This is a genomic window from Xanthomonas sp. NCPPB 1062, assembly GCF_041481705.2.
GTDB lineage: Bacteria > Pseudomonadota > Gammaproteobacteria > Xanthomonadales > Xanthomonadaceae > Xanthomonas > Xanthomonas euvesicatoria.
In genome coordinates, this window is the sequence record NZ_CM192987.1 from 3,355,080 (window position 1) to 3,379,660 (window position 24,581).

The 24,581-nt window shown below is 65.9% G+C and carries 17 protein-coding genes; 6 read left to right on the plus strand and 11 right to left on the minus strand.

Annotation, left to right across the window (positions count from 1 at the left end; all coding sequences use genetic code 11):
• Positions 1-48 precede the first annotated feature (48 nt).
• Positions 49-1,422 carry an MFS transporter gene (locus tag ACCQ16_RS14655; RefSeq protein WP_277572598.1) on the plus strand — a complete coding sequence of 458 codons (1,374 nt, stop codon included), beginning with the start codon at positions 49-51 and terminating at the stop codon, positions 1,420-1,422.
• Between the two features lie 566 nt (positions 1,423-1,988).
• Here the strand turns inward: ACCQ16_RS14655 and ACCQ16_RS14660 are convergent.
• From ACCQ16_RS14660 to pdxH, 8 genes are all read right to left on the minus strand, one after another.
• Complete coding sequence (locus tag ACCQ16_RS14660) at positions 1,989-3,155, minus strand: glutathionylspermidine synthase family protein (RefSeq protein WP_011348178.1); 1,167 nt, start codon at positions 3,153-3,155, stop codon at positions 1,989-1,991.
• 1 nt (position 3,156) lies between these two features.
• Positions 3,157-3,729 (minus strand): DUF1190 domain-containing protein, encoded by a 573-nt coding sequence (locus ACCQ16_RS14665; RefSeq protein ID WP_008573065.1) that lies wholly within the window; start codon positions 3,727-3,729, stop codon positions 3,157-3,159.
• Between the two features lie 12 nt (positions 3,730-3,741).
• Positions 3,742-4,146, minus strand: coding sequence for a DUF350 domain-containing protein (locus ACCQ16_RS14670; protein ID WP_003489536.1), 405 nt, complete (start codon positions 4,144-4,146; stop codon positions 3,742-3,744).
• 37 nt (positions 4,147-4,183) lie between these two features.
• On the minus strand, positions 4,184-4,861 hold the full coding sequence (locus ACCQ16_RS14675) for a YjfK family protein (RefSeq protein ID WP_171309888.1): 678 nt from the start codon (positions 4,859-4,861) through the stop codon (positions 4,184-4,186).
• Positions 4,858-5,940, minus strand: coding sequence for a potassium channel family protein (locus ACCQ16_RS14680; RefSeq protein ID WP_277572597.1), 1,083 nt, complete (start codon positions 5,938-5,940; stop codon positions 4,858-4,860). The genes ACCQ16_RS14675 and ACCQ16_RS14680 overlap by 4 nt, the downstream gene beginning before the upstream one ends.
• Positions 5,941-5,965: 25 nt before the next feature.
• Positions 5,966-6,739 (minus strand): PspA/IM30 family protein, encoded by a 774-nt coding sequence (locus ACCQ16_RS14685; RefSeq protein ID WP_011348181.1) that lies wholly within the window; start codon positions 6,737-6,739, stop codon positions 5,966-5,968.
• Positions 6,740-6,751: 12 nt separating this feature from the next.
• Complete coding sequence (locus ACCQ16_RS14690) at positions 6,752-7,168, minus strand: YjfI family protein (RefSeq protein WP_007965635.1); 417 nt, start codon at positions 7,166-7,168, stop codon at positions 6,752-6,754.
• Between the two features lie 179 nt (positions 7,169-7,347).
• Positions 7,348-7,947, minus strand: a complete 600-nt coding sequence (pdxH, locus tag ACCQ16_RS14695; protein WP_008571714.1) for a pyridoxamine 5'-phosphate oxidase — start codon at positions 7,945-7,947, stop codon at positions 7,348-7,350.
• Positions 7,948-8,114: 167 nt separating this feature from the next.
• Here pdxH and ACCQ16_RS14700 point away from each other — a divergent pair, with 167 nt between their 5' ends.
• From ACCQ16_RS14700 to mdtD, 5 genes are all read left to right on the plus strand, one after another.
• On the plus strand, positions 8,115-8,657 hold the full coding sequence (locus tag ACCQ16_RS14700) for a shikimate kinase (protein ID WP_014090723.1): 543 nt from the start codon (positions 8,115-8,117) through the stop codon (positions 8,655-8,657).
• On the plus strand, positions 8,654-9,766 hold the full coding sequence (gene aroB / locus ACCQ16_RS14705; RefSeq protein WP_014090724.1) for a 3-dehydroquinate synthase: 1,113 nt from the start codon (positions 8,654-8,656) through the stop codon (positions 9,764-9,766). The genes ACCQ16_RS14700 and aroB overlap by 4 nt, the downstream gene beginning before the upstream one ends.
• 290 nt (positions 9,767-10,056) lie before the next feature.
• Positions 10,057-10,311, plus strand: coding sequence for a WGR domain-containing protein (locus ACCQ16_RS14710; RefSeq protein ID WP_005928169.1), 255 nt, complete (start codon positions 10,057-10,059; stop codon positions 10,309-10,311).
• A gap of 14 nt (positions 10,312-10,325) precedes the next feature.
• On the plus strand, positions 10,326-11,390 hold the full coding sequence (hemE, locus tag ACCQ16_RS14715; protein ID WP_218196220.1) for a uroporphyrinogen decarboxylase: 1,065 nt from the start codon (positions 10,326-10,328) through the stop codon (positions 11,388-11,390).
• Between the two features lie 363 nt (positions 11,391-11,753).
• Positions 11,754-13,175: a multidrug transporter subunit MdtD gene (mdtD, locus tag ACCQ16_RS14720; protein ID WP_014090726.1), complete on the plus strand. Its 1,422-nt coding sequence runs from the start codon at positions 11,754-11,756 to the stop codon at positions 13,173-13,175.
• A gap of 34 nt (positions 13,176-13,209) precedes the next feature.
• On the opposite strand, the gene ACCQ16_RS14725 is transcribed toward mdtD, so the two are convergent.
• The 3 genes from ACCQ16_RS14725 to ACCQ16_RS14735 all read right to left on the minus strand — a co-directional run bounded on the left by ACCQ16_RS14725 (position 13,210) and on the right by ACCQ16_RS14735 (position 24,450).
• Positions 13,210-16,755 (minus strand): hybrid sensor histidine kinase/response regulator, encoded by a 3,546-nt coding sequence (locus tag ACCQ16_RS14725; RefSeq protein ID WP_277572595.1) that lies wholly within the window; start codon positions 16,753-16,755, stop codon positions 13,210-13,212.
• A 392-nt stretch (positions 16,756-17,147) separates the two neighbouring features.
• Positions 17,148-20,717 carry a sensor histidine kinase gene (locus ACCQ16_RS14730; protein WP_372379997.1) on the minus strand — a complete coding sequence of 1,190 codons (3,570 nt, stop codon included), beginning with the start codon at positions 20,715-20,717 and terminating at the stop codon, positions 17,148-17,150.
• Between the two features lie 205 nt (positions 20,718-20,922).
• Positions 20,923-24,450 (minus strand): sensor histidine kinase, encoded by a 3,528-nt coding sequence (locus ACCQ16_RS14735; protein WP_372380353.1) that lies wholly within the window; start codon positions 24,448-24,450, stop codon positions 20,923-20,925.
• Between the last annotated feature and the right edge of the window lie 131 nt (positions 24,451-24,581).

Genomic DNA, 24,581 nt, shown 5'->3' on the forward strand with positions numbered 1-24,581 from the left:
TGCAAGTAGCGGTGAAGGCTCGATACACGTTTCCTTCCTGGATCTTCGATGCCTACCGAAAGACCGATCCCTGCCGCAGTGCTGTCCATCCAAACGCAGCCCACCTCCGTCCTGGCCGCGCCTTACCGCGCGGCGACGCTGGGCATGGTCGCGCTGGTGTCGCTCAACGCGTTCGAGTCGCTGGCGGTTGCCGCCGCCATGCCAACGGTGGCGCGCGAGTTGAACGGGCTGCCGCTGTATGCGTTGGCGTTCGGCGGCGCGCTGGCCACCAGCGTGATCGGGATGACGGCGGCCGGACGCTGGAGCGACCGTGCCGGTCCTGGCGGTGCATTGGCTGCCGGCCTGTTGTGCTTTGTGGTCGGCCTGCTGGTCGCCGGCCTGGCACCGAGCATGCCGATGTTGATCGCCGGGCGCTTGCTGCAGGGGCTGGGGGCCGGCGCCTATTCGGTGGCCCTATACGTCATCGTGGGGCGGCTGTACCCGGAGGTCTTGCGCCCACGCGTGTTTGCCGCGTTTTCGGCGGGGTGGGTGGTGCCCTCGTTGATCGGGCCGGGCATCAGCGGATTGATCGTGCAGCACCTGGGCTGGCGCTGGGTATTTTTGTCGGTGCCGCTGTTGGCGATTCCGGCTGGATTACTGCTGTGGCCGGCGCTGCGCGGACAGGCCTGGACACGCGACGGGTCCGAGGCGCCAACCGCCTCGATGGGGTGGGCTATCGGAGCGGCGATGGGCGTGCTTGGCGTGTATCTGGGCGGACAACTGCACGGCATGCTGGCGCCGGGCGCAATGCTGCCGGCCGTGTTGCTCACCGCGTATTGCGCCTGGCGCCTGCTGCCGGCTGGTACGTTGCGGCTTGCGCGCGGCTTGCCGAGCGTGATCGCGCTGCGTGGCATTGCGGCGGCCGCCTTCTTCGGCTTTGAAGCCTTTTTGCCGCTGCTGCTGTCGCGCGAACGCGGGCTTTCGCCGCTGCTGGCCGGCGTGGCACTGAGCGTGGGTGCGTTGGGCTGGTTTGGCGGATCGTGGTACCAGGGCCACAGCCGCGCCGGTTGGTCGCGCCCTCGCCTGCTCAAGAGCGGCGCGCTGTTGATGACGCTGGGCATTGCGATCAGCGCGGGTGCGGTGTGGCCGCCGATTCCTGTGCCGTTGGCAATTGCCGGCTGGGCGCTGACCGGCCTGGGCATGGGCCTGCTGTATCCCAGCCTGTCGGTGGTGATGCTGTCGCTGTCGCCACCGGCCCAGCAAGGCGCCAACAGCTCTGCCTTGCAACTGAGCGAAGCCATCGCGGTGGCGGCCATGCTGGCGCTGGCGGGCGCAGTGTTCGCCGCGCTGCTGACATCGGCCACGCGCGCCGCCTACCTGAGCGTGTTCGCGTTGGCGTGGTTGCTGGCGGTGGCGAGCTTTTTTGTGGCGCGGCGGGTGTGATGGCGTCCGCGGCGACTACGCGGCATCGACGTAACGCCATACCACATTGCCAAGGCAACGTGGCCGGTCGATGGCAGCACGCGAATGAGCCCCAAGGCTTGGCGGGTCGCAACGACCGAGGTGATCTCCAGGTTCACCACATGGAGAGGGTCGCTCGATGCCGGCCCGAGACCACAGCGTTAGCAGCGCCGACCACTTTGCCGATCCTGCCGGGATCGCATGGACCCGCACACGAAAAAAGCCCCCCTCGAACCGCTGGTCATTTTTTCGCCACCCATCTTGACAGCGTTGCAGGCCGGGGCCTGCACGCACTTGTCCACAGCCTTGTGCAACTTCCATCCACAGGGGATGTGGAAAAGATGCGTCGCCTTGCATGCGCCTGAGGCCTTGCGCGGCGCTGGCGCATCTGTCATGCGCGACCGGCGGAGCCAACGCGGTGGCGTTGTCGCCGCCGCCCCCCCCTGGGCATGCCTCCCCACACCCGTCTGCAGGTGTGCCGCAAAGGACGGCCTGCTCCAATTAGCGACACCGCCACTTCGCACTGGCGATGCACCCGCCGATACACATCAATCGGTGATGACGTGCGGCACGAAGCGCGAGGTGTCGCGGGTGATCGGGCCAGCGTCGTCGCGCATGCCCAATCCGGCAGGACGATCCGCCACAACCCAGCTGCCCACCAACGCATGGCGCCCGTCGAACACCGGCAGCGGGTGATGCGCCTGCAGAATCGCCGGGCCGTCCACGTACGGGCCATCGGTGTGCGCGGCCTCGCCTTGCGCCGTCACCAGCGCGATGTTGGCGCCCTCGCGCGACAGCAGCGGCTTGCGCACCCAGCCTGCGGTTGGTGCCTCACCGGCCTGCGCAAAGCGGGCAGGCAGCAGATTCGGATGACCCTGATGGCGGTCCCACAGCAGCGGCAGGATGCCCTTGTTGCTCAACACCGATTTCCATGCCGGCTCGATCAGGCGCACCCGGTCGGCGATCAATGCCGGCCCGAAGCGTTCTTCCATCATGAATTCCAGCGGATACAGCTTGAACAGCGTGTGGATCACCCGGTCCTGTTCGTCGGTGAACCAGCCCTCGGCGCTCAGGCCGATGTCCTCGATGGCCACTTCCTCGGTGCTGATGCCCACCTGGTGCGCACAGTCGCGCAGGTAACGCACGGTGGCGCGATCCTCCAGCGAATCGCGCACCGCCGCAAAATGCATCTGCGCACCGATCGCGCCATCCACGGCCAGCGCGCCTAGGGTTTCGCACAGCAGGTCCTGGATCAGGTTGTACTGATCGGTTCCCTTGGGCAGCGCACCGCTGGCGATCTGCTGTTCCAGCCACAGCCACTGGAAGTAGGCCGATTCGTAAAGCGATGTTGGCGTGTCGTAATTGAGTTCGTACAGCTTGGCCGGGCCATCGCCCGAATACGCCAGGTCCATGCGGCCATACAGATGCGGGTCGCGCCCTTTCCAGGAGTTGGCGATCCAGTCCCAGTAGAACGGCGGGATGGCCAGCTGGGTCATCAGCGCTTCCGAGCCCACCACCTCGTCCACCAGCTGCATCGCCATGTCGTGCAACTCTTGCGTGGGCGCTTCGATGTCATCTTCGATCTGACGCAGCGAAAACGCGTAGTAGGCGCTTTCGTCCCAATACGGTTCGCCGTCGATGGTGTGGAAGTGAAAGCCCAGCGATTCGGCCTGCGTGCGCCAGTCCGCGCGTTCGGGGATCAGGATGCGTTGCATGTCAGCCGCCGAAGCCCGAGCTGCGCCCGCCGCTGCCGAACGAACTGCGCGCCGCCGCGCTGGAACCGAAGCCCGAACGCGACACGGTGATGGCGCGCGTGGGCATGTCGATGGCGCCGCTGCGCCCACGCACCGTGCCAATGCGGTTGCTGGCCAGATCGCCGTTGGGCTTGTAGTAACCGCCGCTACGGTAATCGCGGTACAGCGGAATCGAGCCGCCATAGCGGTAACCGCCGCCGCTCATGTTGCCCAGCGCATAACCCAGCAAAAAACCGCCCATCGGCGGGATCCAGCTCTGCTGCCCCTGCGGATTGGTGATCGCCGTGCAGCTGCCGAACTGTTCATCGCACTCGTAGCGCGTGGTGAAGCGCGGCGCGGCCTGCTGATGCTTGGCCACCGCCTCGTCGTAGGCCTTGAGGCATTGCTGGATATCGGACTGTTCCTGCTTGATCTGGTAACAGTCCGACGCCGATTGCAGCACCACACCGGTCTCCGGCTCCGAGCCGCAGCCGGTGACGAAGGCGGCCGGCAGCGCAGCCATCAGGGTGAGTTTGAGATTGCGTGATCGCTTCATGCCCGCGCTCCGTTACGGCGTGATCGCGGCGGCATTGATCAGCCCCACCGCGATCGACACGCCGGCCGAAAAGATACCGGCGGCGGTGATGTTGTCGGTGATCTGCCGCGAGATGCGCCCAGCCACCAGATTGGCCAGCAGGTAGGCCACCACCTGGATGCCGCAGGCCACCAGGCCCCAGATCAGGGCGTCGATCAGGCTCACCGAGTGGGTGATGGCCGAATGCAGCGGCAGCGCCACGCCGATCAGGTTGCCGGCCAGCGCGGTGGCCGCTGCCACATTGCCCTGCCGCAGCAAGGTGAAATCCTTATGCGGGGTGACCAGGGTCACCAGCACCACCGAGACGATCAGCACACCCAGGCCGGTACCGAAATAGGAAAGAAACGCGAGAAAACTCTGCAGATTGATCGGATTCATGACAGGACCAAGGTGGGTGGAAGACGCGCGGGCGCGCTCAGGTGATATCCAGATCGGCAACGGTGACATCGATACCGACCGCATAGGTGACGCAGAATTCGTTGGGGCCGGAATCTTCGCCGGTCACCAGCAGGAATTCTTCGCGCTGCAGCTCCGGCACATCGCGGCTGTAGAGCATGGCGTAATGGGTCAGATCGCCATCGCGGCGCGGCGGCTGGTAGCGGTACAGCACTTCGTCGTAGGCGATCGGCGGAATCCGTGACGCGTCATCGGTGGATTGCGTTGCGCGCTGCCACTGTCTGCCGGCGTACTCGATCTGCGCCGCGCCCAGGTGCGGGTGCTGCATCACGAACTCCTGAAACGCCTGCTTGCTGGGCGGGTTCACCGTTTCGCAATACACGAAGGCCTTCATCGCTTCCAGATCGCCCCCCACGGTGGTGACCTGCAGGAACGCATCGTCGTCCAGGTAGAAGCGATGCAGCGCATAGCCATCGCCCAGATTGACGTGACCGTAGCAGGGAATGCCCTGGTGCCCGCCCGGCAACTCGGCGGTCATGGCCTCCGGCGCCATGCGGTACAGGGTGGTGTCGATCTCCACCTGACCACCGACACGCAGCCCCAGGGGCAGCGCGTGACCGATCGCGCCACTTCCGGAAGTGGGCAGCGGCGGCGGTTGCGGTTGACCGAACAACTTGCTGAAAAAACTCATCGTCAGACACCTTGTGGCGATGGGGGAAGGGAAGCTGCCTCGCTGCGCATGGCCTGCCAGGCGATGGCGTGCGCCGGCACGCGCTGCTCGGACAGGTAATACAGCATGGCACCGGCGGCGACGGCGGTGCGTGCTGGCGGGTTCAAGCGCAACGCGCCGTCGGGCGCGCGCAGGCCCAGCAGCAATGCGCCACGCTGGCCAAAATCGGCCGCAAGCCGGCTGTAATCCAGCGGTTGCACATTCGCAGGCACAACAAGACTGAACTGGGTGGGACCATCTTCCACCGACAGCAGCTCGGCGGTGAGCGCCGCACTGCCCGGATCCTGCGCCGCACGTGCCAGGATCTCGGCGGTCATCGGCCGCGTGCACTCGATGGCCGGGTAATGGCAGTTGACCAATCGGGCCGCGCTGGCCGAATCGAAGTGCGCCACGACATGCGCGGCCGGCGCATGCGCCATCAACGCGAACACCGCCGCCAGGGTCTGGTCGTCGGAGGGCGGGTTGACGATCACCCGCGCCGCGCCGGCAATGCCGGCACGCAGGTACACCTCGGTGTGCGTGTACGACTCGGCGGCGATGAAGCGCATGTGGTCGGGCATCGGATTTTCCGCCACGCCCTCGGCGATCAGCACCACGCCTTCGTCATCGGTGGCGGTGTCGGACAGCAGCAATTCCAGCAGGCGCGTGGAGGCGGCGCCCTGCCAGCCGATCAGAATGGTGTGCCCGCGCAGGTCTGCATAGGCCATCTTGCCCATGTGGTGGCGCCTCCAGAAAGTGATGAGCACGCCGCTGGTCTTGGCCAGCACCGTGGCGAACAACGCCACCGCGCCCGGCATCAACACGAACGCGGCGATATAGCGCCCGGCCACCGAACCCGGCGACAGGTCGCCGTAGCCGATGGTGGTGGCAGTGGTCATGTAGTAGTACGGAAATGCGTCCAGGCCGACGAGCTTGTGCTCGCCGGCCCACAGCAGCAGCAACCAGCTCAGCCCCATGTGCGCCAGCAGTGCCAGCGCCACCATGCCCCAGCTGACGCGGCGCACGTGGCGCCGCAGGACCCGCAACAGCCGTCCAACGATGATCATGGCGCATCCTGTGCCGTGCGATGGATCAGCTGTCGCTGCGCGGAACCTGCTGCACGTCGCGCACCTGGCCAATCAGCGGCGCGGTGCCGCCGGCGTTCTCGTGACCCAGCTGCGCGGCCGGCTTCTTGAAGCGTGCCAGCACCGCAGCGGCGTTGGATTCGCCTTCCATCAGGCCGGCCGCCGCCAGGCGCCGATTGAGATCGCCATCGCCGGTGGACGCTTCGAGTTCTTCGGCCGATTCGATGCGCGCCGAGGTTTCGGCCTGGCGCGCCTTGATGCGCTCCAGCGATTCCAGCGCCGAGCCCATCTTGCTGCTGGCGCCGGAGTGGCGCGCGGCAATGGCGGCCTGCGCCTTCTGCACCGCGTCGGTGGCCTTGACCGTATCGATCTGCTGGCGCATGCCGCGCAGCTGGTTCTCGGTCTTCTGGATGGTGGCCTTGAGCGTCACCACCGACTGGTCCAGCGCGGTCTTGGAGGCCTTGTCGCCGGCATCCTCGCTTTCCAGGGCGGCCAGCTTGACCGCCACATCGTGTGCCAGCGCTTCATCGTTCTTGGCCAGCGCGCCTTCGATGTAGCGCGTGTATTCGGCCATCTTGCCGGCGCGTGCGTCGATCTTCTGCTGGGCCAGCTTGCTCTGCGCCATCAGCTTGGTGAGCTCTTCGCGCGAGCGCGTGAGCTGGGCGCCGGCATCGCGCATTTCCTGATCCAGGATGCGCAGCGCATTGGCGTCGACGGCCTTCTGGCCGGTTTCGTGTGCGGTACCACGCAGCAGCGTGATCAGCTTGGAAAAGATACTCATGACAACACGCCTTTAGGAAAAGAACGGCTTGAGAGATTCGGCGGCATCCAACGTATTGGCCGCCAGGGTCTGGATTTCTTCGTCGATCTGGTCGAGCGTCGAGGAGGCCGACAGTTCGCCAAACACCACGTAACGGTCCTTGCCGTCGACCTGGACCAGGCCCAGGTTGGACAAGGGGTTGAGCGGATTCAGGCGCAGGCAGGCGTCGTTGAAGGCGGCGCGGTCGTTGACGTGCTCGGCATGGGCCAGCAGCGTGGACACAAAAACCTGCGAGCCGGAAGCGGCAACCTGGATCTGCATGTCGCCGTGGTCGGCCAGGGTGAGATTGATGGCCGGCTCCAGGCCGTCGATCAGTTCGACCTGGATTGGCTGGCCACGGTAGCGCTCGGCCAGCAGGCCGTGCAATTCGACGGTGGTGTACTGCGTCATACGATGTCCTGTCCTTTGGTCATGCCGTGGTGGTGATGCAGCGAATGTCTTGCAGCGACCGGACATACTACAGACTGCCCGTGACCGGCAGAAAGGGCCGGAAGTCAGCTGGTCAGGCGCGCGGCAGGCGAGCAAACCGCCCGTTCAGCTGGCTTGTCGCCCCCTGCCGGGCGGCTGCCTCACGGATACAGCATCCGCTTGCTCCAATGGCTGGCCGCGTCGGCCTCGTAGCGCCAGCGCTCGTGCAGGCGGAACTTGGCGCCGTACCAAAACTCGAACGCCTGCGGCACCACCCGGAACCCGCCCCAACCATCCGGGCGCGGCACCTCGCGCCCTTCGAACGTCGCTTCGACCTTGGCAATGGCCGCATCGAACTCTTCGCGCGAACCCAGCGTCTGCGACTGCCGCGAGGCCCACGCGCCGATCTGGCTCATGCGCGGGCGCGAGGCGAAGTACGCATCGGATTCGTCCGCGCTCACCAGCTGCACGCCGCCTTCGATGCGCACCTGGATGCCGGCTTCGCGCAGGCTGCGCCACAGGAACAGCAGCGCCGCCTGCGGGTGGGTCTGCAGGTCGCGGCCCTTTGCGCTGTCCAGATGGGTGTAGAACACGAACCCGCGCGCGTCGAAGGCCTTGAGCAACACGGTGCGCGCGCTCGGCCGGCCATCCACGTTGGCGGTGGCCACGGTCATCGCGCTGGCTTCGGGTTCGGCGCTGTTCTGCGCCTCGGCATACAGCGCGGCGAAGGTGGCAAGAGCTTCTGCGTACAGATCGGTCATGACGGTGCGTGGCAGCCAGATGGACGCCTATTGTGGGCGCATCGCCCGCGCTTCGCCTATGCACCGCGATCCAATCGCCGAAACGGCGCGGGTTGGCGGGATTGGAGACGGCAATTGCGCCGTGCCATCGGCCCGGCCCGATGGCGTGAATGCTACGATCCCTGCGCATGAACCCCGCACCCAATCTCGTGATGGTCGGCCCGATGGGCGCCGGAAAAAGCTGCATCGGCCGTCGCCTGGCCGAGCGCTTCGGGCTGGAATTCGTCGATGTGGACCAGGCCATCGTCGACCAGGTGGGCAGCAGCATCCCGGCCATCTTCGAGCAGCATGGCGAAGCCAGGTTTCGGCAGTACGAGGCCCAGACCCTGCAGGCGCTGCTGGAACAGGACAACAAACTGATTTCCACCGGCGGCGGCGCCGTGCTGGATCCGCGCAACCGCGAGCGCATCTGCGCGCGTGGGTTCGTGGTGTACCTGCATGTCAGCGTGCCGGCGCAACTGACGCGGCTGGCGCGCGATCGCAATCGCCCGCTGCTGCAACGTGCCGACCGCGAGCAGGTGCTGCATGCGATGGCCGCGCACCGCACGCCGCTCTACCGCCAGGTCGCCGATCTCAGCCTGGAAACCGATCATCTTTCCCCCGCCGAGGCCACCGCGCAGCTGGTGCTGCGCCTGGCTGCGCAATGGCGCATGTCGAGTAACCCCGCATGACACTTCCCCGTTCCTCGCGCAGCGTCGATGTCGACGGTGTGCAGCCTTACACCATCACCATCGCCCCGGGTCTGCTGGCCGACGGCGCGCGCCTGGCCGGCCATGTGCGTGGCCGCCACGCGCTGCTGCTCAGCGACTCGCAGGTGGCTCCGCATTACGCGGCCGGCGTACGCACCGCCTTGTTGAACGCGCGGCCGGACCTGCAGGTCGGCGAGTTGGTCATTGCCGCCGGCGAAGCCTCCAAAACCTTGGAGACCTTTGGCTCTGCAATCACCGCGCTGGCCGAACTCGGCGCCACCCGCGACGCCTGCGTGTTCGCGCTGGGCGGCGGCGTGGTCGGCGACCTGGCCGGCTTTGCGGCAGCGTGCTGGATGCGCGGCGTGGACTGCGTGCAGCTGCCCACCAGCCTGCTGGCGATGGTGGATTCATCGGTCGGCGGCAAGACCGCAGTGGACATCCCGCAGGGCAAGAACCTGGTCGGCGCCTTCCATCCGCCGCGTGCGGTGATCGCCGACACCGACACCTTGCGCACGCTACCGCCGCGCGAACTGCGCGCCGGCCTGGCCGAGGTGATCAAGTACGGCGCCATCCGCGACCCGCTGTTCTTCCAGTGGCTGCACGCCGAGCGCCGCGCCCTGCTCGATGGCGATGCAGCGGCGCTGGCGCAGGCCATCGCCCGCAGCTGCGAGCACAAGGCCGAGATCGTGGCGCGCGACCCGCTGGAAAAAGGCGAGCGCGCCCTGCTCAACCTGGGCCACACCTTCGGTCACGCCATCGAAACCGAGCAAGGCTACGGCGCGCCCGGCAACGACAACCTCAACCATGGCGAGGCCGTCGCAGTGGGCATGGTGCTGGCGGCGCGCCTGTCGGCCGCGCTGGGCATGAGCGATGCCCAGGACACCGAGGCCTTGCGCACGCTGCTGCACGACTTCGATCTGCCCACCGAGATCCCGCCCGGCCTGACCCCTCAGGCCCTGCTCGCACGCATGCGCCTGGACAAGAAAAACATCGCCGGCCGCCTGCGCCTGGTGTTGTGGCGCGGCATCGGCAAGGCCGAGATCGTGCCGGATGTGGAAGAGGCAGCGGTGCTGGAGATACTGGCGGGATAAGGCCAGCCGGCCGAAGGCACGGAACGCTGGACGCCCGCACCCAGCTGCCGTCGATCGCCACGACTCACTCTTGGTAGGAGCGCCCCGGGCGCGATGGGGCCTTCCCGACAATCCCTATCGCGCCCAGGTGCGCTCCTGCGCACTGCCTGCCGCCGTCTGCACGGCGGTCGGAACCTCGCGCGGGAGCGCACCGGCAAGCATGGACGCCCAACGACGCTCCCTGCGCAACCAGCACACCCGGACGCGCCACTGCTCTCAGCCTTCAGCAGCGCCCGGCTACAATCGGTCGCATGCGCATCCTTCTACAACACGATCCCGGCGGTAACGCGCCGCTCCGCTACGTCCAGCTGACCCTGCAACCGGATCTGTTCGGTGGCTGGGAATTGCTACGCGAAACCGGCGAGATCGGCGGACGCACGCAACTGCGACGCGACCAGTACCTGCAACAGGATGAAGCGGACCGCGCCTTCGACAAGGCGCGCGACACCCAACTCAAACGCGGTTTCCAACTCATCACCGGCGGCGCCGACGACGCGCCGCGCTGAGGACATACTTTCCCATGCTCAAGAACGATCGCCTGCTGCGCGCGCTCAACCGTCAGCCCGTGGACCGCACCCCTGTGTGGTTGATGCGCCAGGCCGGCCGCTATTTGCCGGAGTACCGCGCCACCCGCGCGCGTGCCGGCAGTTTCCTGGGCATGGCCAAGAATCCTGACATCGCCTGCGAAGTGACCCTGCAGCCGCTGCAGCGTTTCCCGCTGGATGCAGCGATCCTGTTCTCCGACATCCTCACCATCCCCGATGCGATGGGCCTGGAGCTGTACTTTGTCGAAGGCGAAGGCCCCAAGTTCCGCCACCCGGTGCGCGATGCCGCCGCAATCCACCGCCTGGGCGTGCCGGACATGGAAACCGAGCTGCGCTACGTGATGGATGCGGTGCGGGTGATCCGCCGCGAACTGGATGATTCGGTGCCCTTGATCGGTTTCTCCGGCAGCCCGTGGACGCTGGCCTGCTACATGATCGAAGGCGGTGGCAGCAAGGAATACGCACGCATCAAGGCCATGGCCTTCAACGCGCCGGAGCTGCTGCATCACCTGCTCGGCACCGTCACCGACGCGGTGATCGCCTACCTGGCCGCCCAGCGCGCGGCAGGCGCGCAGGCGCTGCAGGTGTTCGACACCTGGGGCGGCGTGCTTTCGCCGGCGATGTACCGCGAATTCTCGCTGCCCTACCTGACCCGCATCGCGCGTGAACTGGAGCGCGGCACCGGGGCCGAGCGCACCCCGCTGGTGCTGTTCGGCAAGGGCAACGGCGCCTACGTGGCGGATCTGGCCGCCAGCGGCGCCGAAGCCGTGGGCGTGGACTGGACCATCTCGCTGGCTGACGCCGCTCAACGGGCGGGCGGCCGCGTTGCCCTGCAGGGCAATCTCGACCCGGCCACGCTGTACGGCTCGCCCGACGCGATCCGTAGCGAAGTCGCCAAGACCCTGGACAGCTACGCCCAAGGCAATGGCGGCTCACGCGAAGGGCACGTCTTCAACCTCGGCCATGGCATGTCGCCGGATATGAATCCCGAGCACGTGGGTGTGCTGGTGGACGCGGTGCAGAGCCTGAGCAAGCGCTAAGCCGCCGCGGCGAGCGGACCGGGTCGCACGGACCCGGCCCGTGCCAGTGCCAGTTCCCGCGTGCATGTAGGCACTGCCGAGCCAGCTATTTCGCAACTGAACCGACCCACTGGCTCTGCGCGTTCACCCCGCCGCCAGATATATATATGTGCCGGACGCGTTGTGTCATGAAACGCGTCGCGCGATTCACACCGCACCCAAGCCGCCAATGCGATGACGCGATCTGCCTGAGCGTGCAGCGTCGGCCTTGCGCCCGCACGCGGCGCAGGCTGCCAACGCGGGCATTCCCGGGCGTCGCACACAGCGTTCCGTGCCGTGCACAGCAGGGAGACGATAATGCAGCGTTCCCCCGGCCAAGCCCCCATGTCTCAGCCCGTCCCCACCTTGCGCGCCTACGCCACCATCAAGCCGCTGCTGTGGCTGGTGTCGCTGGCCATCTTCATGCAGATGCTGGATGCGACCATCGTCAACACGGCGTTGCCGTCGATGGCGCGCAGCCTGCGCGAAAGCCCGCTGCAGATGCAGTCAGTGGTCTTCAGTTATGCGCTGGCAGTGGCGATGTTCATCCCTGCCTCGGGCTGGATCGCGGACCGCTTCGGTACGCGGCGCACCTTCCTCGCCGCGATCATCGTGTTCACCTTGGGCTCGCTGCTGTGCGCGGCAGCCCAGCACCTGCCGCAGTTGGTGGCCGCACGCGTGGTGCAAGGCATCGGCGGCGCGATGCTGCTGCCGGTCGGGCGGCTGGCGGTGCTCAAGACGGTGGCACGCGCAGACTTCCTGCGCGCGATGAGCTTTATCGCCATTCCCGCCCTGATCGGCCCGCTGATCGGCCCCACCCTGGGCGGCTGGCTGGTCGAAGTCGCCTCGTGGCACTGGGTGTTCCTGATCAACCTGCCGATCGGGGTGCTCGGGTTTATTGCCGCGCTGAAGATCATGCCCGACCACTATGGCGATGCACGCAGGCGCTTCGATCTGGTCGGCTACCTGATGCTGGCGTTCGGCATGGTGGCCTTGTCGCTGGCGCTGGATGGCATCTCGGAACTCGGCCTGCGCCATGCGTTCGTGATGTTGCTGGCCATCGGCGGACTGGCTGCACTGGCCGGCTACTGGCTGCATGCGGGCAACACCGCCAACGCGCTGTTTCCGCTGGCGCTGTTCAAGGTGGCGAGCTACCGCATCGGCATTTTGGGCAACTTGTTCGCGCGCGTGGGCAGCGGCTCGATGCCATTCTTGATCCCGTTGCTGTTGCAGGTGGGCCTGGGCATGAGCCCGATGAATGCCGGGCTGATGATGGTGCCGGTGGCACTGGCCGGCATGGCCGCCAAACGCGCGGCGGTCAAGCTGGTGGGGCGCTTCGGCTACCGGCGCGTGCTGATGCTCAACACCGTGTTGGTCGGCGTGGCCATGGCCAGCTTTGCGCTCATCGATATCGGCCAGCCGCTGTGGCTGCGCCTGGTACAACTGGCCTGCTTTGGCGCGGTGAACTCACTGCAGTTTACGGTCATGAACACCGTGACCCTGCGCGATCTGGACCGCGACCAGGCCAGCCCAGGCAACAGTCTGCTGTCGATGGTGATGATGCTGGCCACCGGTTTCGGCGCTGCGGCAGCGGGCAGCCTGTTGGCGGCATTCAATACCCATCTGGGCGATACGCATGGCGCTACCGCCGCCTTGCATGCCACCTTCCTGTGTGTGGGCGGCATCACCTTGTCGTCGACGTTGATCTTCTGGCAGCTGGCCGAGACGCGCCCCCACCCCAAGGAAGTGGAAGCGGTTGCCGAGTAGGTGCTGCGCTGGGGCACTGTCACTTCCGCCGCGGCTACGCCCCATCGCGCGCGCGGGCATGCCGCAACGCCTCGGCGATGGTATTGGCCAACATCTCGCCGGTGAGTGGCTTGCGCAGGAAACGGTCGAAACCCGCTTCCTGCGCGTTCGGTTCGGCGGCTTCATCGGAGCGTGCGGTCACCGCGATCAACGGCATCTCGTAGCCGAAGACGCGCAACTGCCGCGCCAACGCAAAACCATCCAGCCCGGGCAGGTCCAGATCCAGCAATGCCAGATCGAACGTGTTGTCGGCCGCTTCGGTCAACGCCGCCAGTCCGTGCGGCGCATGCACCACCGAGTGCCCCTGCGCGCGCAGCAGGCCGATGATGACCTCGGCGATGGTCGGGTCGTCTTCCACCAGCAGGACGCGCTGCGGATCGACGGGGCTGGCGGCATGCGCCACCTCGCCGTCCAGCGTTGCATCCGACGCCACCCAGCGCAGCGGCAGATCCACCACAAAGCGCGTCCCGGCGCCGAGCCGGCTGATCACCTCGATATGCCCGCCCATCGCCATCGCCAGCTCCTGACAGATGGCCAGGCCCAGGCCACTGCCGCCATAACGTGAGGTGGTCTTGGCACCGTCGCCCTGCTCGAAGCGCTGGAACAAGCGCGCCTTCTGTTCGGCATTGATGCCCGGGCCCGTGTCGGCCACTTCGAAGCGCAGGCCTTGATAGGAACCGAGCGTGGTCAGCTTCAGCGCGACCACGCCGCGCTCGGTGAATTTGATCGCGTTATTGAGCAGGTTGAGCAGGATCTGCCGGATACGGGTGGAATCGCCGCTGGCGGTGATGTCGCCCAGCAGCCCGATGTCCAGGCTGAAACGCAACCCGCGCTCTTGCGCCAATGGCGCCATCAGCGCTTCGACTTCGGCCACGAGCTGACGCACCGAAAATGGCTGGAAATCCAGTTCAAGCCGGCCCGATTCGATGCGCGCCAGATCCAGCGCATCGTTGACCAGCCGCAACAGATGCGCACCCGCACGACGGATCGACTCGGTGTAGCTGCGCTGCGTGGCGTCCTGCGTGGTCTTGAGCAGCAATTCGCTCATGCCCAACACACCCGTCATCGGCGTGCGCACTTCATGGCCCAGCGTCGCCAGAAACCGGGTCTTGGCCAAGGACGCCTGTTCGGCCAGCTCCTGTTTGTGCACGGCCAGCTGCCAGGCATTCAGGCGCCGCAGCCGACGGCGATACAACAAGATGGCCGCGGCGATCACGCACACGCTCAGCACCGCCAACAGGCCCAGACCCCACGGTGACAGCCACCACGGCGGCAATACCTGGAAACGGACGATCTGGCTGGCCGACCAGATGCCATCTGCCGTGCGCCCCTGCACTTCCAGCGTGTAATGCCCGGAAGGCAGGCGCGAAAACAGGCGTTCGCCGGTGGAGCCCACGTCGACCCAGTCCGGATCGTAGCCACTGAGGCGGAAGCGGTAACTGGTGGATTCGGGATTGGTGAACGTGGGCATCCGCGCCACGATATGCAGGTCGCGATCGCCGTCCTGCACCTGCAGCGGCGCCTTGCCGGTGACATCCAGTTCGCGCTCGCCGCGTCGCAGGCTGACACGTTCGATCAACAGCTGCGGTCGGCGCAGATTCGGACGCATCGTGGCCGGATCGAACACCACGATGCCATCGGATGTGCCGCCCAGGATCTGCCCCGTGCTTGCCTGCACCAGCGTGGCCACCTGCATGGGCGAACTGGGAAGTCCGTCGTGCACGTCGTACACACGCACCAGCTTGCTGCCGGGGTCGACCCGGATCAGCCCACGATGACTGGAGACCCAGGCCACGCCACCGGCATCGATCACCAGGCCGGTCGGCGAGACCATCGGAAATTCCTGGTCCTTTCCCACCGTATCCAGATGCGTGAGCTGCTTGCCGTCCCAGAGATAGCGCCGCAATTGTCCGGCCAATCCGATCCAGACGATGCCACCATCTCCCTGGCGAAACACATAGGTTGGCAGGAACGGCGCGCCGCGTACCGGAACGAACTGGTCGGCAAGCGGATCCCATCGCCACAGCCCGGCATTGTTGCTCAGCCAGATCTGCCCATCCGGCCCGATCCGCATATCCAGGACAGTCAGCGCCTTCAGCCCGTGGCTTCCGTAGTCGAGCGTCCTGAGCAGCTGGCCCTCGCTGCTCCACAGCTGCACCCCGTGCGTCAGCAGCGCCACCCAGATGCGACCCTGTGCATCTTCGGCCATCCTGCCAGGCCTGCCGACATCTTCGAGATCGGCTGCGGAATCCTGGTGCCCGAGCAGTGGCCAACGCCTGGCCTCGCCCGTCTTCGGGTTGTACCGAACCAGCCGTTCCTGCACGCCGATCCAGACCATTCCCTGCCTGCTTTCGATGACCGTATCGGGAATGCGTTCCGGATCGACCGGGGCCAGGCGTGGCTCCACGCGGCCGGTGACGGGATCGAAATGCTCAAGCGTTCCACGCGTGCCGACCAGCCAGATGCCGCCGGTGACCGAAGGCGCTGTGGCGACAACCGAGGGATTGGCGAGCGATTGCGGATCATCTGCGCGATGCGAAAACAACGCGAAGGTGTCCCAGCGCGGAGGCAGGTGCCACAACCCGCCCTCCAGGCTGGCGAACCACAGACCTCCTTCGCGGTCCTGGTAGGCGGTGATCCAGTTCCGGTTGACCAGACCGTGCGCTGAAAAACTGTAGACCGGCACGCGTTCGACGCCACCGTCGCTGGAACTCATGCCCAGGCCGGTGGCGGTATCCAGCCAGTAGCGCCCGAGCCGGTCACGGAGCAGGACGCCCCGGACCTGCGCGGTGTCCTTACCGCTTTGCCAGCGGCGGGCCACGGGCCGCCCGACCGTGTTGAACTGGACGGGGTTGCCGTCGAAATCGGCAACCCAGAGCACCTTGCCGTCGGGCTCCTTGTACATTCGGTTGACCGACTGGGACGGGCCCGGAAGCGGCACGCGCTCCAGGCGCCGACCATCCCAGTGCACAAGCCCGCCCCAGGTGCCGATCCACAGGCCGCCGTCGGGCGCGACTTCCAAACCAACGATATTGTCGGACGGCAAGCTAGCGGCATCGCCCGCCTTGGCAGAAAAGTGCTGCATGCGCCCGTCGGGGCGATAACGATAGAGGCCCTGCTTGGCGGTGCCGATCCAGATATCCCCGTCCGGCGTTTGTGCCAACGACCACAGGATGGCGTCGCGCAGTTCGGGGAATTGCGGATCTTCCAGTCGTTTGAACGTGCGCGTGTTCGCTTCCAGATAGCCGACGCCGCCGTCCTCGAAGCCCATCCACACCCGATCGTTGGCATCGACACAGATGGTCCAGACCACGTTGCTGGTCAGGCCATCTTCCATCCGCCAGATCCGGTAGTTGCGGCCATCGAATCTGGCCAGGCCGTCATCGCTGGCAAGCCACAGATATCCCTGTCTGTCCTCGGCCAACTGATTGATCGTGTCCGACGGCAGCCCGTCGGCGATCGTCAGCTGGATGGGCACCGGTGTTGCAGGCGTCCGCGCCTGCACCGGAAGCACTGCCAGACACAGGCATACCCAGAGCACAGCGAGCAGCCGATGGGGCAAGCAGGATAGAAAGCGCACCGGATCAACTTCACGACAAGTCGGCGCATAGTGCGGGCCACGCGCGGTGCGGGCAAGCGCGCTCTGCGCGTTGTGCGCACGCGCTCAGGCTGCAAGCGCACGCGCGGCAGCGTCATTGGTCAGTCCGTTGCACGTTGCAGGGCTTGCGAAAAGCGGGCCCGACAATTCTTTCTGCCGACACTTGCTTGCAACGCAACCGCTCGCCGCGCCCCGGGTGGCAGGGCACCTGCAGCGCCCTTCCGCCTGGCCAGACCATCGCGACCCGCATCGCTGTTCGAGCGGCCCAGGAGCGGACGAACACGCCGCGTGATACTTGGATGCCTGCTCAGGTGAAAGAGCATCGGCAGCGCTTGTCAGCGCTTGCTGCGTAACGCTTCGGCAATGGTGGCCGCCAGCATGTCGCCAGTGAGCGGCTTGCGTAGGAAGCTGTCGAAGCCGGCTTCCTGCGCACTTGGTTCGGCGACCTCGTCGGCGCGTGCAGTCACGGCGATCAACGGCATGTCGTAGCCGAAGACGCGCAACTGCCGCGCCAGCGCAAAACCATCCAGCCCGGGCAGGTCCAGATCCAGCAATGCCAGATCGAACGTGTTGTCGGCCGCTTCGGTCAGCGCCGCCAGGCCATGCGGGGCATGCACGACCGAATGCCCCTGCGCTTGCAGCAGGCCGACGATGACCTCGGCGATGGTCGGGTCATCTTCCACCAGCAGGATGCGCTGCGGTTCGATAGCCGTCTCGGCATGCGCGGTCTCGCCACCGAGCGCGGCGTTGGAAGCCACCCAGCGCAGCGGCAGATCCACCACGAAGCGCGTCCCCGCACCGAGTCGGCTGATCACCTCGATCTGCCCGCCCATGGCGATTGCCAGCTCCTGGCAGATCGCCAAGCCCAGACCACTGCCGCCGTAGCGCGAGGTGGTTCTGGCACCATCGCCCTGCTCGAAGCGCTGGAACAGCCGCGCCTTCTGTTCGGCGTTGATGCCCGGCCCCGTGTCGGCCACTTCAAAGCGCAGGCCTTGATAGGAACCGAGCGTGGTCAACTTCAAACCGACCACGCCGCGCTCGGTGAATTTGATCGCGTTATTGAGCAGGTTGAGCAGGATCTGCCGGATGCGGGTGCAATCGCCACTGGCAGTGATATCGCCGAGCAGCCCGATCTCCAGGCTGAAGCGCAGGCCACGCTCCTGCGCCAGCGGCGCCATCAACGCCTCCACTTCGGCCACCAGCTGACGCACCGAAAACGGCTCCACATCCAGCTCCAGCCGCCCGGATTCGATGCGCGCAAGATCCAGCGCATCGTTGACCAGCCGCAACAGATGCGCGCCTGCGCGGCGGATCGACTCGGTGTAACTGCGCTGTTTGAGATCCAGCGAGGTCTTGAGCAGCAGCTCACTCATGCCCAAGACGCCCGTCATCGGCGTACGCACTTCATGGCCCAGGGTCGCCAAAAAACGCGTCTTGGCCAGGGACGCCTGCTCGGCCACTTCCTGTTTGTGCACCGCAAGCTGCCAGGCATTCAAGCGACGCAACCGCCGGCGGTACAACAAGATGGCTGCAGCAATCACGCATAAGGTCAGCAGGGCCAGCAGGCTCAAGCCCCACGGCGACAGCCACCATGGCGGCAACACCTGAAAACGCAAGGTCTGGCTCGCCGACCAGATCCCGTCTGCAGTGCGCCCCTGCACTTCCAGCGTGTAACGGCCTGAAGGCAGACGCGAAAACAGGCGCTCGCCACTGGGCCCGACATCGATCCAGTCCGGGTCGTAGCCGCTCAGGCGGAAGCGGTAGCTGTTGGATTCGGAGTCGGCGAAGCTGAGCAGGCGGGCGACGATATGTAAGTCGCGATCGCCGTCCTGCATGACCAAAGGCGTGACATGACTCAGATCCAGCCCGCTCTCGCCGCGACGTAGCCCCACACGTTCGATCACCAACGGCACCCGATGATCATTCGGCTTGAGTTCGGCAGGATCGAAGATCACCAGCCCATCCGGCGTCGCGCCGACGATCATGCCCTTGGACGATTGCACCAAAGAACGCGCAACGAATTGCGGATTGGGCAGGCCGTCATGAACTCCGAACACGCGCACGCCCCGCGTGGCCGGGTCAACGCGAATCAGGCCACGCATACTGGACATCCAGGCAACACCGTCGTGGTCGACCACCAGTCCCTGTGGCGCAAGCGCAGGGAAGTTCTGCTCGGGCCCCACTGTATCTAGATGTTGCAGGGTGCCGTTCTTCCACAAATAGCGATGGAGCTTCCCTAGCCCGGCAAACCAGGCGATCTGGTTGTCGCTGAAGCGAAAAGTGAAGATAGGTTCGTCGGGCGCGCCGGCAATGCGCTCGAAGCGCGCAACCGACGCGTTCCAGCGCTGCAGACCACGATTACTGGCCAGCCAGAGCGCTCCGTCCGGCCCAGCCTGCAGGTCGTAAACCACCAGATCTGCTGCAAGGCCGTGGGTCCCGCGCAACATGGTGCGCAGCAAGCGACCTTGTTCGTCCCGCTCTTGTAGCCCAAGCGTGGCATGGACCCAGATGTGACCATCGGCGGTCTGCTGCAGCGCTTCCAAGGAAGCGTCCAGTGTCGCGTCCTGTGCAGCCGCGTCCGAGCCGCTTGCTGCAGCCTTCCAGTGCTGCACCTGGCCAGTAGCGGGATCAAAGCGCACCAGCTCGGCAAACTGCCCGACCCAGACGTTACCCTTGCGATCCTCCAGCACGCTATTGGACCAGCTGGCAGACCCCAGGGTGGGCAATACACGCTCGATTTTGCCGGTGGCAGGATCTACGCGTTCGAGCACGCCCGAGGTGCCCACCAACCACATCCGACCATCGCGCGATTTTGCAGTGCCCTGGATCGCCAGGTTGCCACCTTGGCCACCGTCGTCCATGTAGTTGAAAACAACCGCGAAACGATGCCAATTCGAGGGGAGATGCCAGAGCCCGCCGTTGGGGCTGGCAAACCATACACCGCCCTCGCGATCCTGATATGCCGATTCCCAGTTGGGACGGATGCGCCCGTGCGCAGACAGACTGTACAGGGGGACATTGCGCACCTCCGCACCAGTCGTATGGCCTAGGCCGGCCAGGGTGTCCAGCCAATAGCTGCCGTCCTGGTCGCGCAACAACACGCCCAATACCGGATATTCTGCAGGTGCCTGCCAACGGTGCGGACTGAGATGACCACTTGGATCGCGCCGAAACAGCTTGTCGTCGCTGGTCCCGATCCAGATGCTGCCATCGGCATCGGCAGTTAGCCGGGTGATGATCTGTGCGGTGCCATCCGGAAATGCCTGCCGCTCGAAGTCATTACCCGTCCAATGCGCAGCACCATCGGCGGTCCCGATCCATAGTGTGCCGCGGGTATCGACATCGAGCCGATAGATCGCGTTGTCGGGCAAGCTGCGCGGATCGTCGGCACGATGTGCGAAATGCTCCAGCGAACCATCCGGCCGCAGCCGGTATAGCCCACTCATTTCAGTGCCGAACCATATGCTGCCGTCGTCGGTGGACTTGATGTTCCAGATCGCAGCGCCGCGAAGTTCCGGATAGCGCGCACCATCATAGAAAGTGAATTGATGGCGTGCGGGGTCCAGCATCGCAAGGCCTGCCATGCCGGTCCCGATCCAGACCCGGTTGCGCTTGTCGACGTGAACCGCCCAGATCTGGTTGTCGCGCAAACCGTCTTCGATGCGCCAGATACGGAAGTTTCGCCCGTCGTAACGCGCTAACCCATCGCTGCTGGCCAGCCACAAATATCCATTGGCATCCTCATCGAAGCCGTACACCACGTTGGATGGCAGCCCGTCGGCCACGGTCAGCTGCCGCGGCTGCGGCAGTACCGGCACGCCGGCCAGCGTAAGACTCGGCCAGCCTGACACGACGGCCAGGCAAAGCAGTAATAGAGCCCGCGTCATCAAGGCTTTCAGCGGCATGCGACGACTGGGGTGTTGTGGTGGTAGCAGCATGCGCTCGCGTGTCCTTTGCACGCATAGTGCGGACCTTGCCTGATGCTGGCAACACACATAAGCGCGCCAACGGTGATCGTTTACAGCAGGCAGGCATCGTACGGCCGTCTTTACGCGATTCGATGCCCGATGAGCACCGGCATCGTCAACGCATCGGGGCCGTGCACCCACGCTAGGTCGCGGCCTGCATGCCGGCGGCTGCGCGCGCAGCCGTCATCGCTTCCACCAGCAGATCGGCAGTGACCGGTTTGCGCAGGAATCCGTCGAAACCTGCGGCCTTGGCCTGGGTCTGCGCGGCGCTGTCAGCGCGTGCCGTGACTGCCAGCAGCGGGAAGCGATGGCCAAGTTGGCGCAGCTGCGATGCCAGGGCAAAGCCGTCCAGCCCGGGGAGATCCAGATCCAGCAGCGCGATGTCGAACCCGCCATCCACCGTTTCCGACAATGCAGCCAGCCCATGCGCGGCATGCACCACGCGGTGACCTCGATTGGTCAACAAGCCGCTGATCACCTCCGCCACGGTCGGGTCGTCTTCCACCAGCAGGATGCGCAGCGGCTCGCCTGCAGGCGCCTGCACCTGGCCGGTGGCGATACGTGTGCCGGAGCGGTCGATCGGCAAGGGCAGATCCACGGTGAACTGGGTGCCGACGCCAAGCCGGCTGCGCACGCGGATTCGGCCCTTCATCGCCACGGTGAGTTCCTGGCAGATCGCCAGCCCAAGCCCGCTGCCGCCGTAGCGCGAACTGGTGCGCGCACCCTCGCCTTGTTCGAAGCGCTGGAACAGTCGCTTCTGCTGTTCCGACCCGATGCCAGGACCCGTATCGCGCACCTTGAAGCGCAGGGCATCGCCGTGCTGGCTGACGGTGAGCGACACCTCGCCGCGTTCGGCAAACTTGATCGCATTGCCCAGCAGGTTGATCAGGATCTGACGCACCCGCGTTGCATCGCCCACGACCACCACATCCGTGGGAAGCTGATTGCGGTACTCCAAGCGCAGGCCGCGCGCGTCAGCGATGGGATGCATGAAATCAGCCAGTTCCTGGGTGAGCTGCGCGGGATCGAAGGGCTGCTGTACCAGCTCCAGTTTGCCGGCCTCGATGCGTGCCAGATCCAGTGCATCGTTGACCAAGCGCAGCAGATGCGTGCCGGCCTTGCGGATCGCATCGACATACCCGCGCTGCTTGGCATTCAGCGGCGTGGCCAGCAGCAACTCGCTCATGCCCAGCACGCCAGTCATGGGTGTACGCACTTCGTGGCCAAGCGTCGCCAGGAAATGCGATTTGGCGATCGATGCCTGCTCGGCCAGCTGTTGCCGCTGCTGTGTCAGCACCCACTCCTGCTGCCGCCGCACGCGCTTTCGCCAGGCCCAAACACTTAAGTACAGCAGCAGCATGCAGAGCGCTGCCGCCGCCAATTGCGCGGCCGTGCTCAACCACCACGGCGGCCGCACCTCCAGTTGCAACACCGGCGCAGCGACCCAATCGCCATCGCCGGCACGCGCCTGGACCTCGATGCGGTAGTCGCCAGGCGGCAATCGCGAGATCACGCGCTCGCCGCTGGCACCCTGCTCCACCCAGCGTTCGTCGTAGCCATTGACACGGTAGCGGTAATGCGCGGAGGCCGGATCGACAAACGACAACAGCCGTGCGCTGATGCGCAGATCGCGATCGCGCGCCTGCAGGATCACCGGCGCGTTGTGGGCAACCGTCTGCGGGCGCTCGGCATCGTTGCGCCGCACCTGCACCGATTCGATCACCAGACGGGCCAGCGGCGCAGGCGCAAATGGCCGCGACGGATCGAACAACACGATGCCGCTGGTCGTCAGCGCCAGCACCTGGCCGTTGGGACCAATCGCCGGCGGACGCATCGAAAACTCGCTATCTGGCAGGCCGTCGCGTGGACCGAACCGGCGGACCTGCGGCTGGCCGCGCTTGTAAGCGAACAGGCCCCGCGAGGTGGTGGCCCAGACCGTGTCGTCGCCGCCCAGCGCCAGGCCGCGTATCTCGGTAGGAGGCAGGCCGTGTTCGTGCCCGACCCGCTCCAGCAGGCGCGCCTGCCGCCCGTCCCAGCCGTAGCGTTCCAGCGCACCGGAACGCCCAACCCAGAACTCGCGCGGCGACACGAAGGCCAGCGCATAGACTTCATGATTGGCGTCCTCGATCACTGCGCGAAAGCGTTCGCCCTGCCAGACCCACACACCATCCCCGGCTGCGACCCAGGCGGTGCCATCCGGCCGCACCGTCAGTTGCTGCACCATGCCGCCGACTTCACTGAGATCGGTGCCGAAGCGGAACGTGGCCAGCAGCCGTCCATCCGCGGCACGTCGCTGTACGCCACCTTCCACGATCGAAACCCAGAATTCGCCATCGATGCCGGGTGTCATCAGTTCCACCCGATGCGTTGCGGAAACACCGATCTGCATTGCGAGCTTCTGCTGCTGGCCGGTCTCCGGGGTATAGCGCGTCACGCCATCGCGCAGCGCGATCCACAAACTGCCGCCGCCGGCCGGCAGCACCGACTGCACGGTGCCGCCGCCCAATGCGTCGCTGTGCAGGACCGGCACCAGCTCACCGTCATTGCCGAGCCGGTAGACGCCTTCGCCGGTCGTCACCAGAAAGCTGTCGCCATCGGCCACAGCGTTGACCAGATACAGGCTCTCCAGCGGCTTGCCCTGGGTCTGGAAAATGGTGGAGAACCGCCGCCAGTCCGGCGGCAAATACGCCACGCCCTGCGAAATCAGTCCGAGCCATAGCCCGCCCTGCCGGTCCTGCATCACATCGAGCACGCCGCTATGTGCGGTGAGGAAGCCGCTGCCGCGATCGCCTTCCATCAGGCGCAGCGCGGTTTCTCCCGGCGCCACCCGGAAAAATCCGTCGGCTGCACCAATCCAGTAGCCACCGTGCACATCGTGTACCACGGTCGCGGCACGCAGGGCATCGGCCCCGCTCCAGGACGCACGTTCCAGCGCACCGGTAGGCGTTACCCTGTACACGCCCTTGCTGGTCCCGACCCACACCGTACCGTCGGCATCCTTGCTGAGCTTGAAAACCGTCGTGCTCAGTCGGTCTGGCGCGATGCGCACGAAGCGCTCGCCGTCGCGCATCACCAACCCGCTGTCGGTGCCGATCCATAGCCGGCCGCGCGCATCGGTCAGCAGGCTCATGATGGTGTTGCTGGGCAGTCCGTCCGCCGCATCCGGTGTGGCACGGAACGCCGTCACCCGACCATTTTCTTCGCGCCGGCACAGCCCGGCACTGCTGGTTCCTACCCAGATCGCATCTTGTGCCTGGGCCAGTGCCCAGACCTGCCCATCGCATGCGCTGCCAACGTCGGGAAATGTCGTAAACGCCGAGCGCGCCGCATCCAGCATGCTCGGTGGCAAGCCGTTGATGCCAACCCATATCCGGTCGCGATCATCGACGAACAGCGTTTCCACTTCGTTGCCCGGAATCGAACTGGCGACATGCGGATCGTGCTGCCATACCTGCAAACCGATGCCGTCATAGCGCGCCAGGCCATCGCTGGTCGCCGCCCAGACATAGCCTTGCCTATCCTGCGCCAAGGCCAGCACCATGCGCGAAGGCAGGCCTTCGGCACCACCGAAGCGGCGCATGCGCGGGGTCTCGATCTGATTCACCGCCGCCGCATCCAGCCCGCTCAACAGCAAGAGCACGGCCAGCACCGACAACAGCACGTTCTTCATCGTCATCCGTGTCCCCATCGCCGCGTGTGCGCCCGGCGCTCCTTGTTGGGACTGCACTTTACCCGCTACGCCGCAGTTCTTGGTCCCAGGAACTGGCTGGCTCCCTGGCCGAGTTGCCGTTCTGCTGCCCG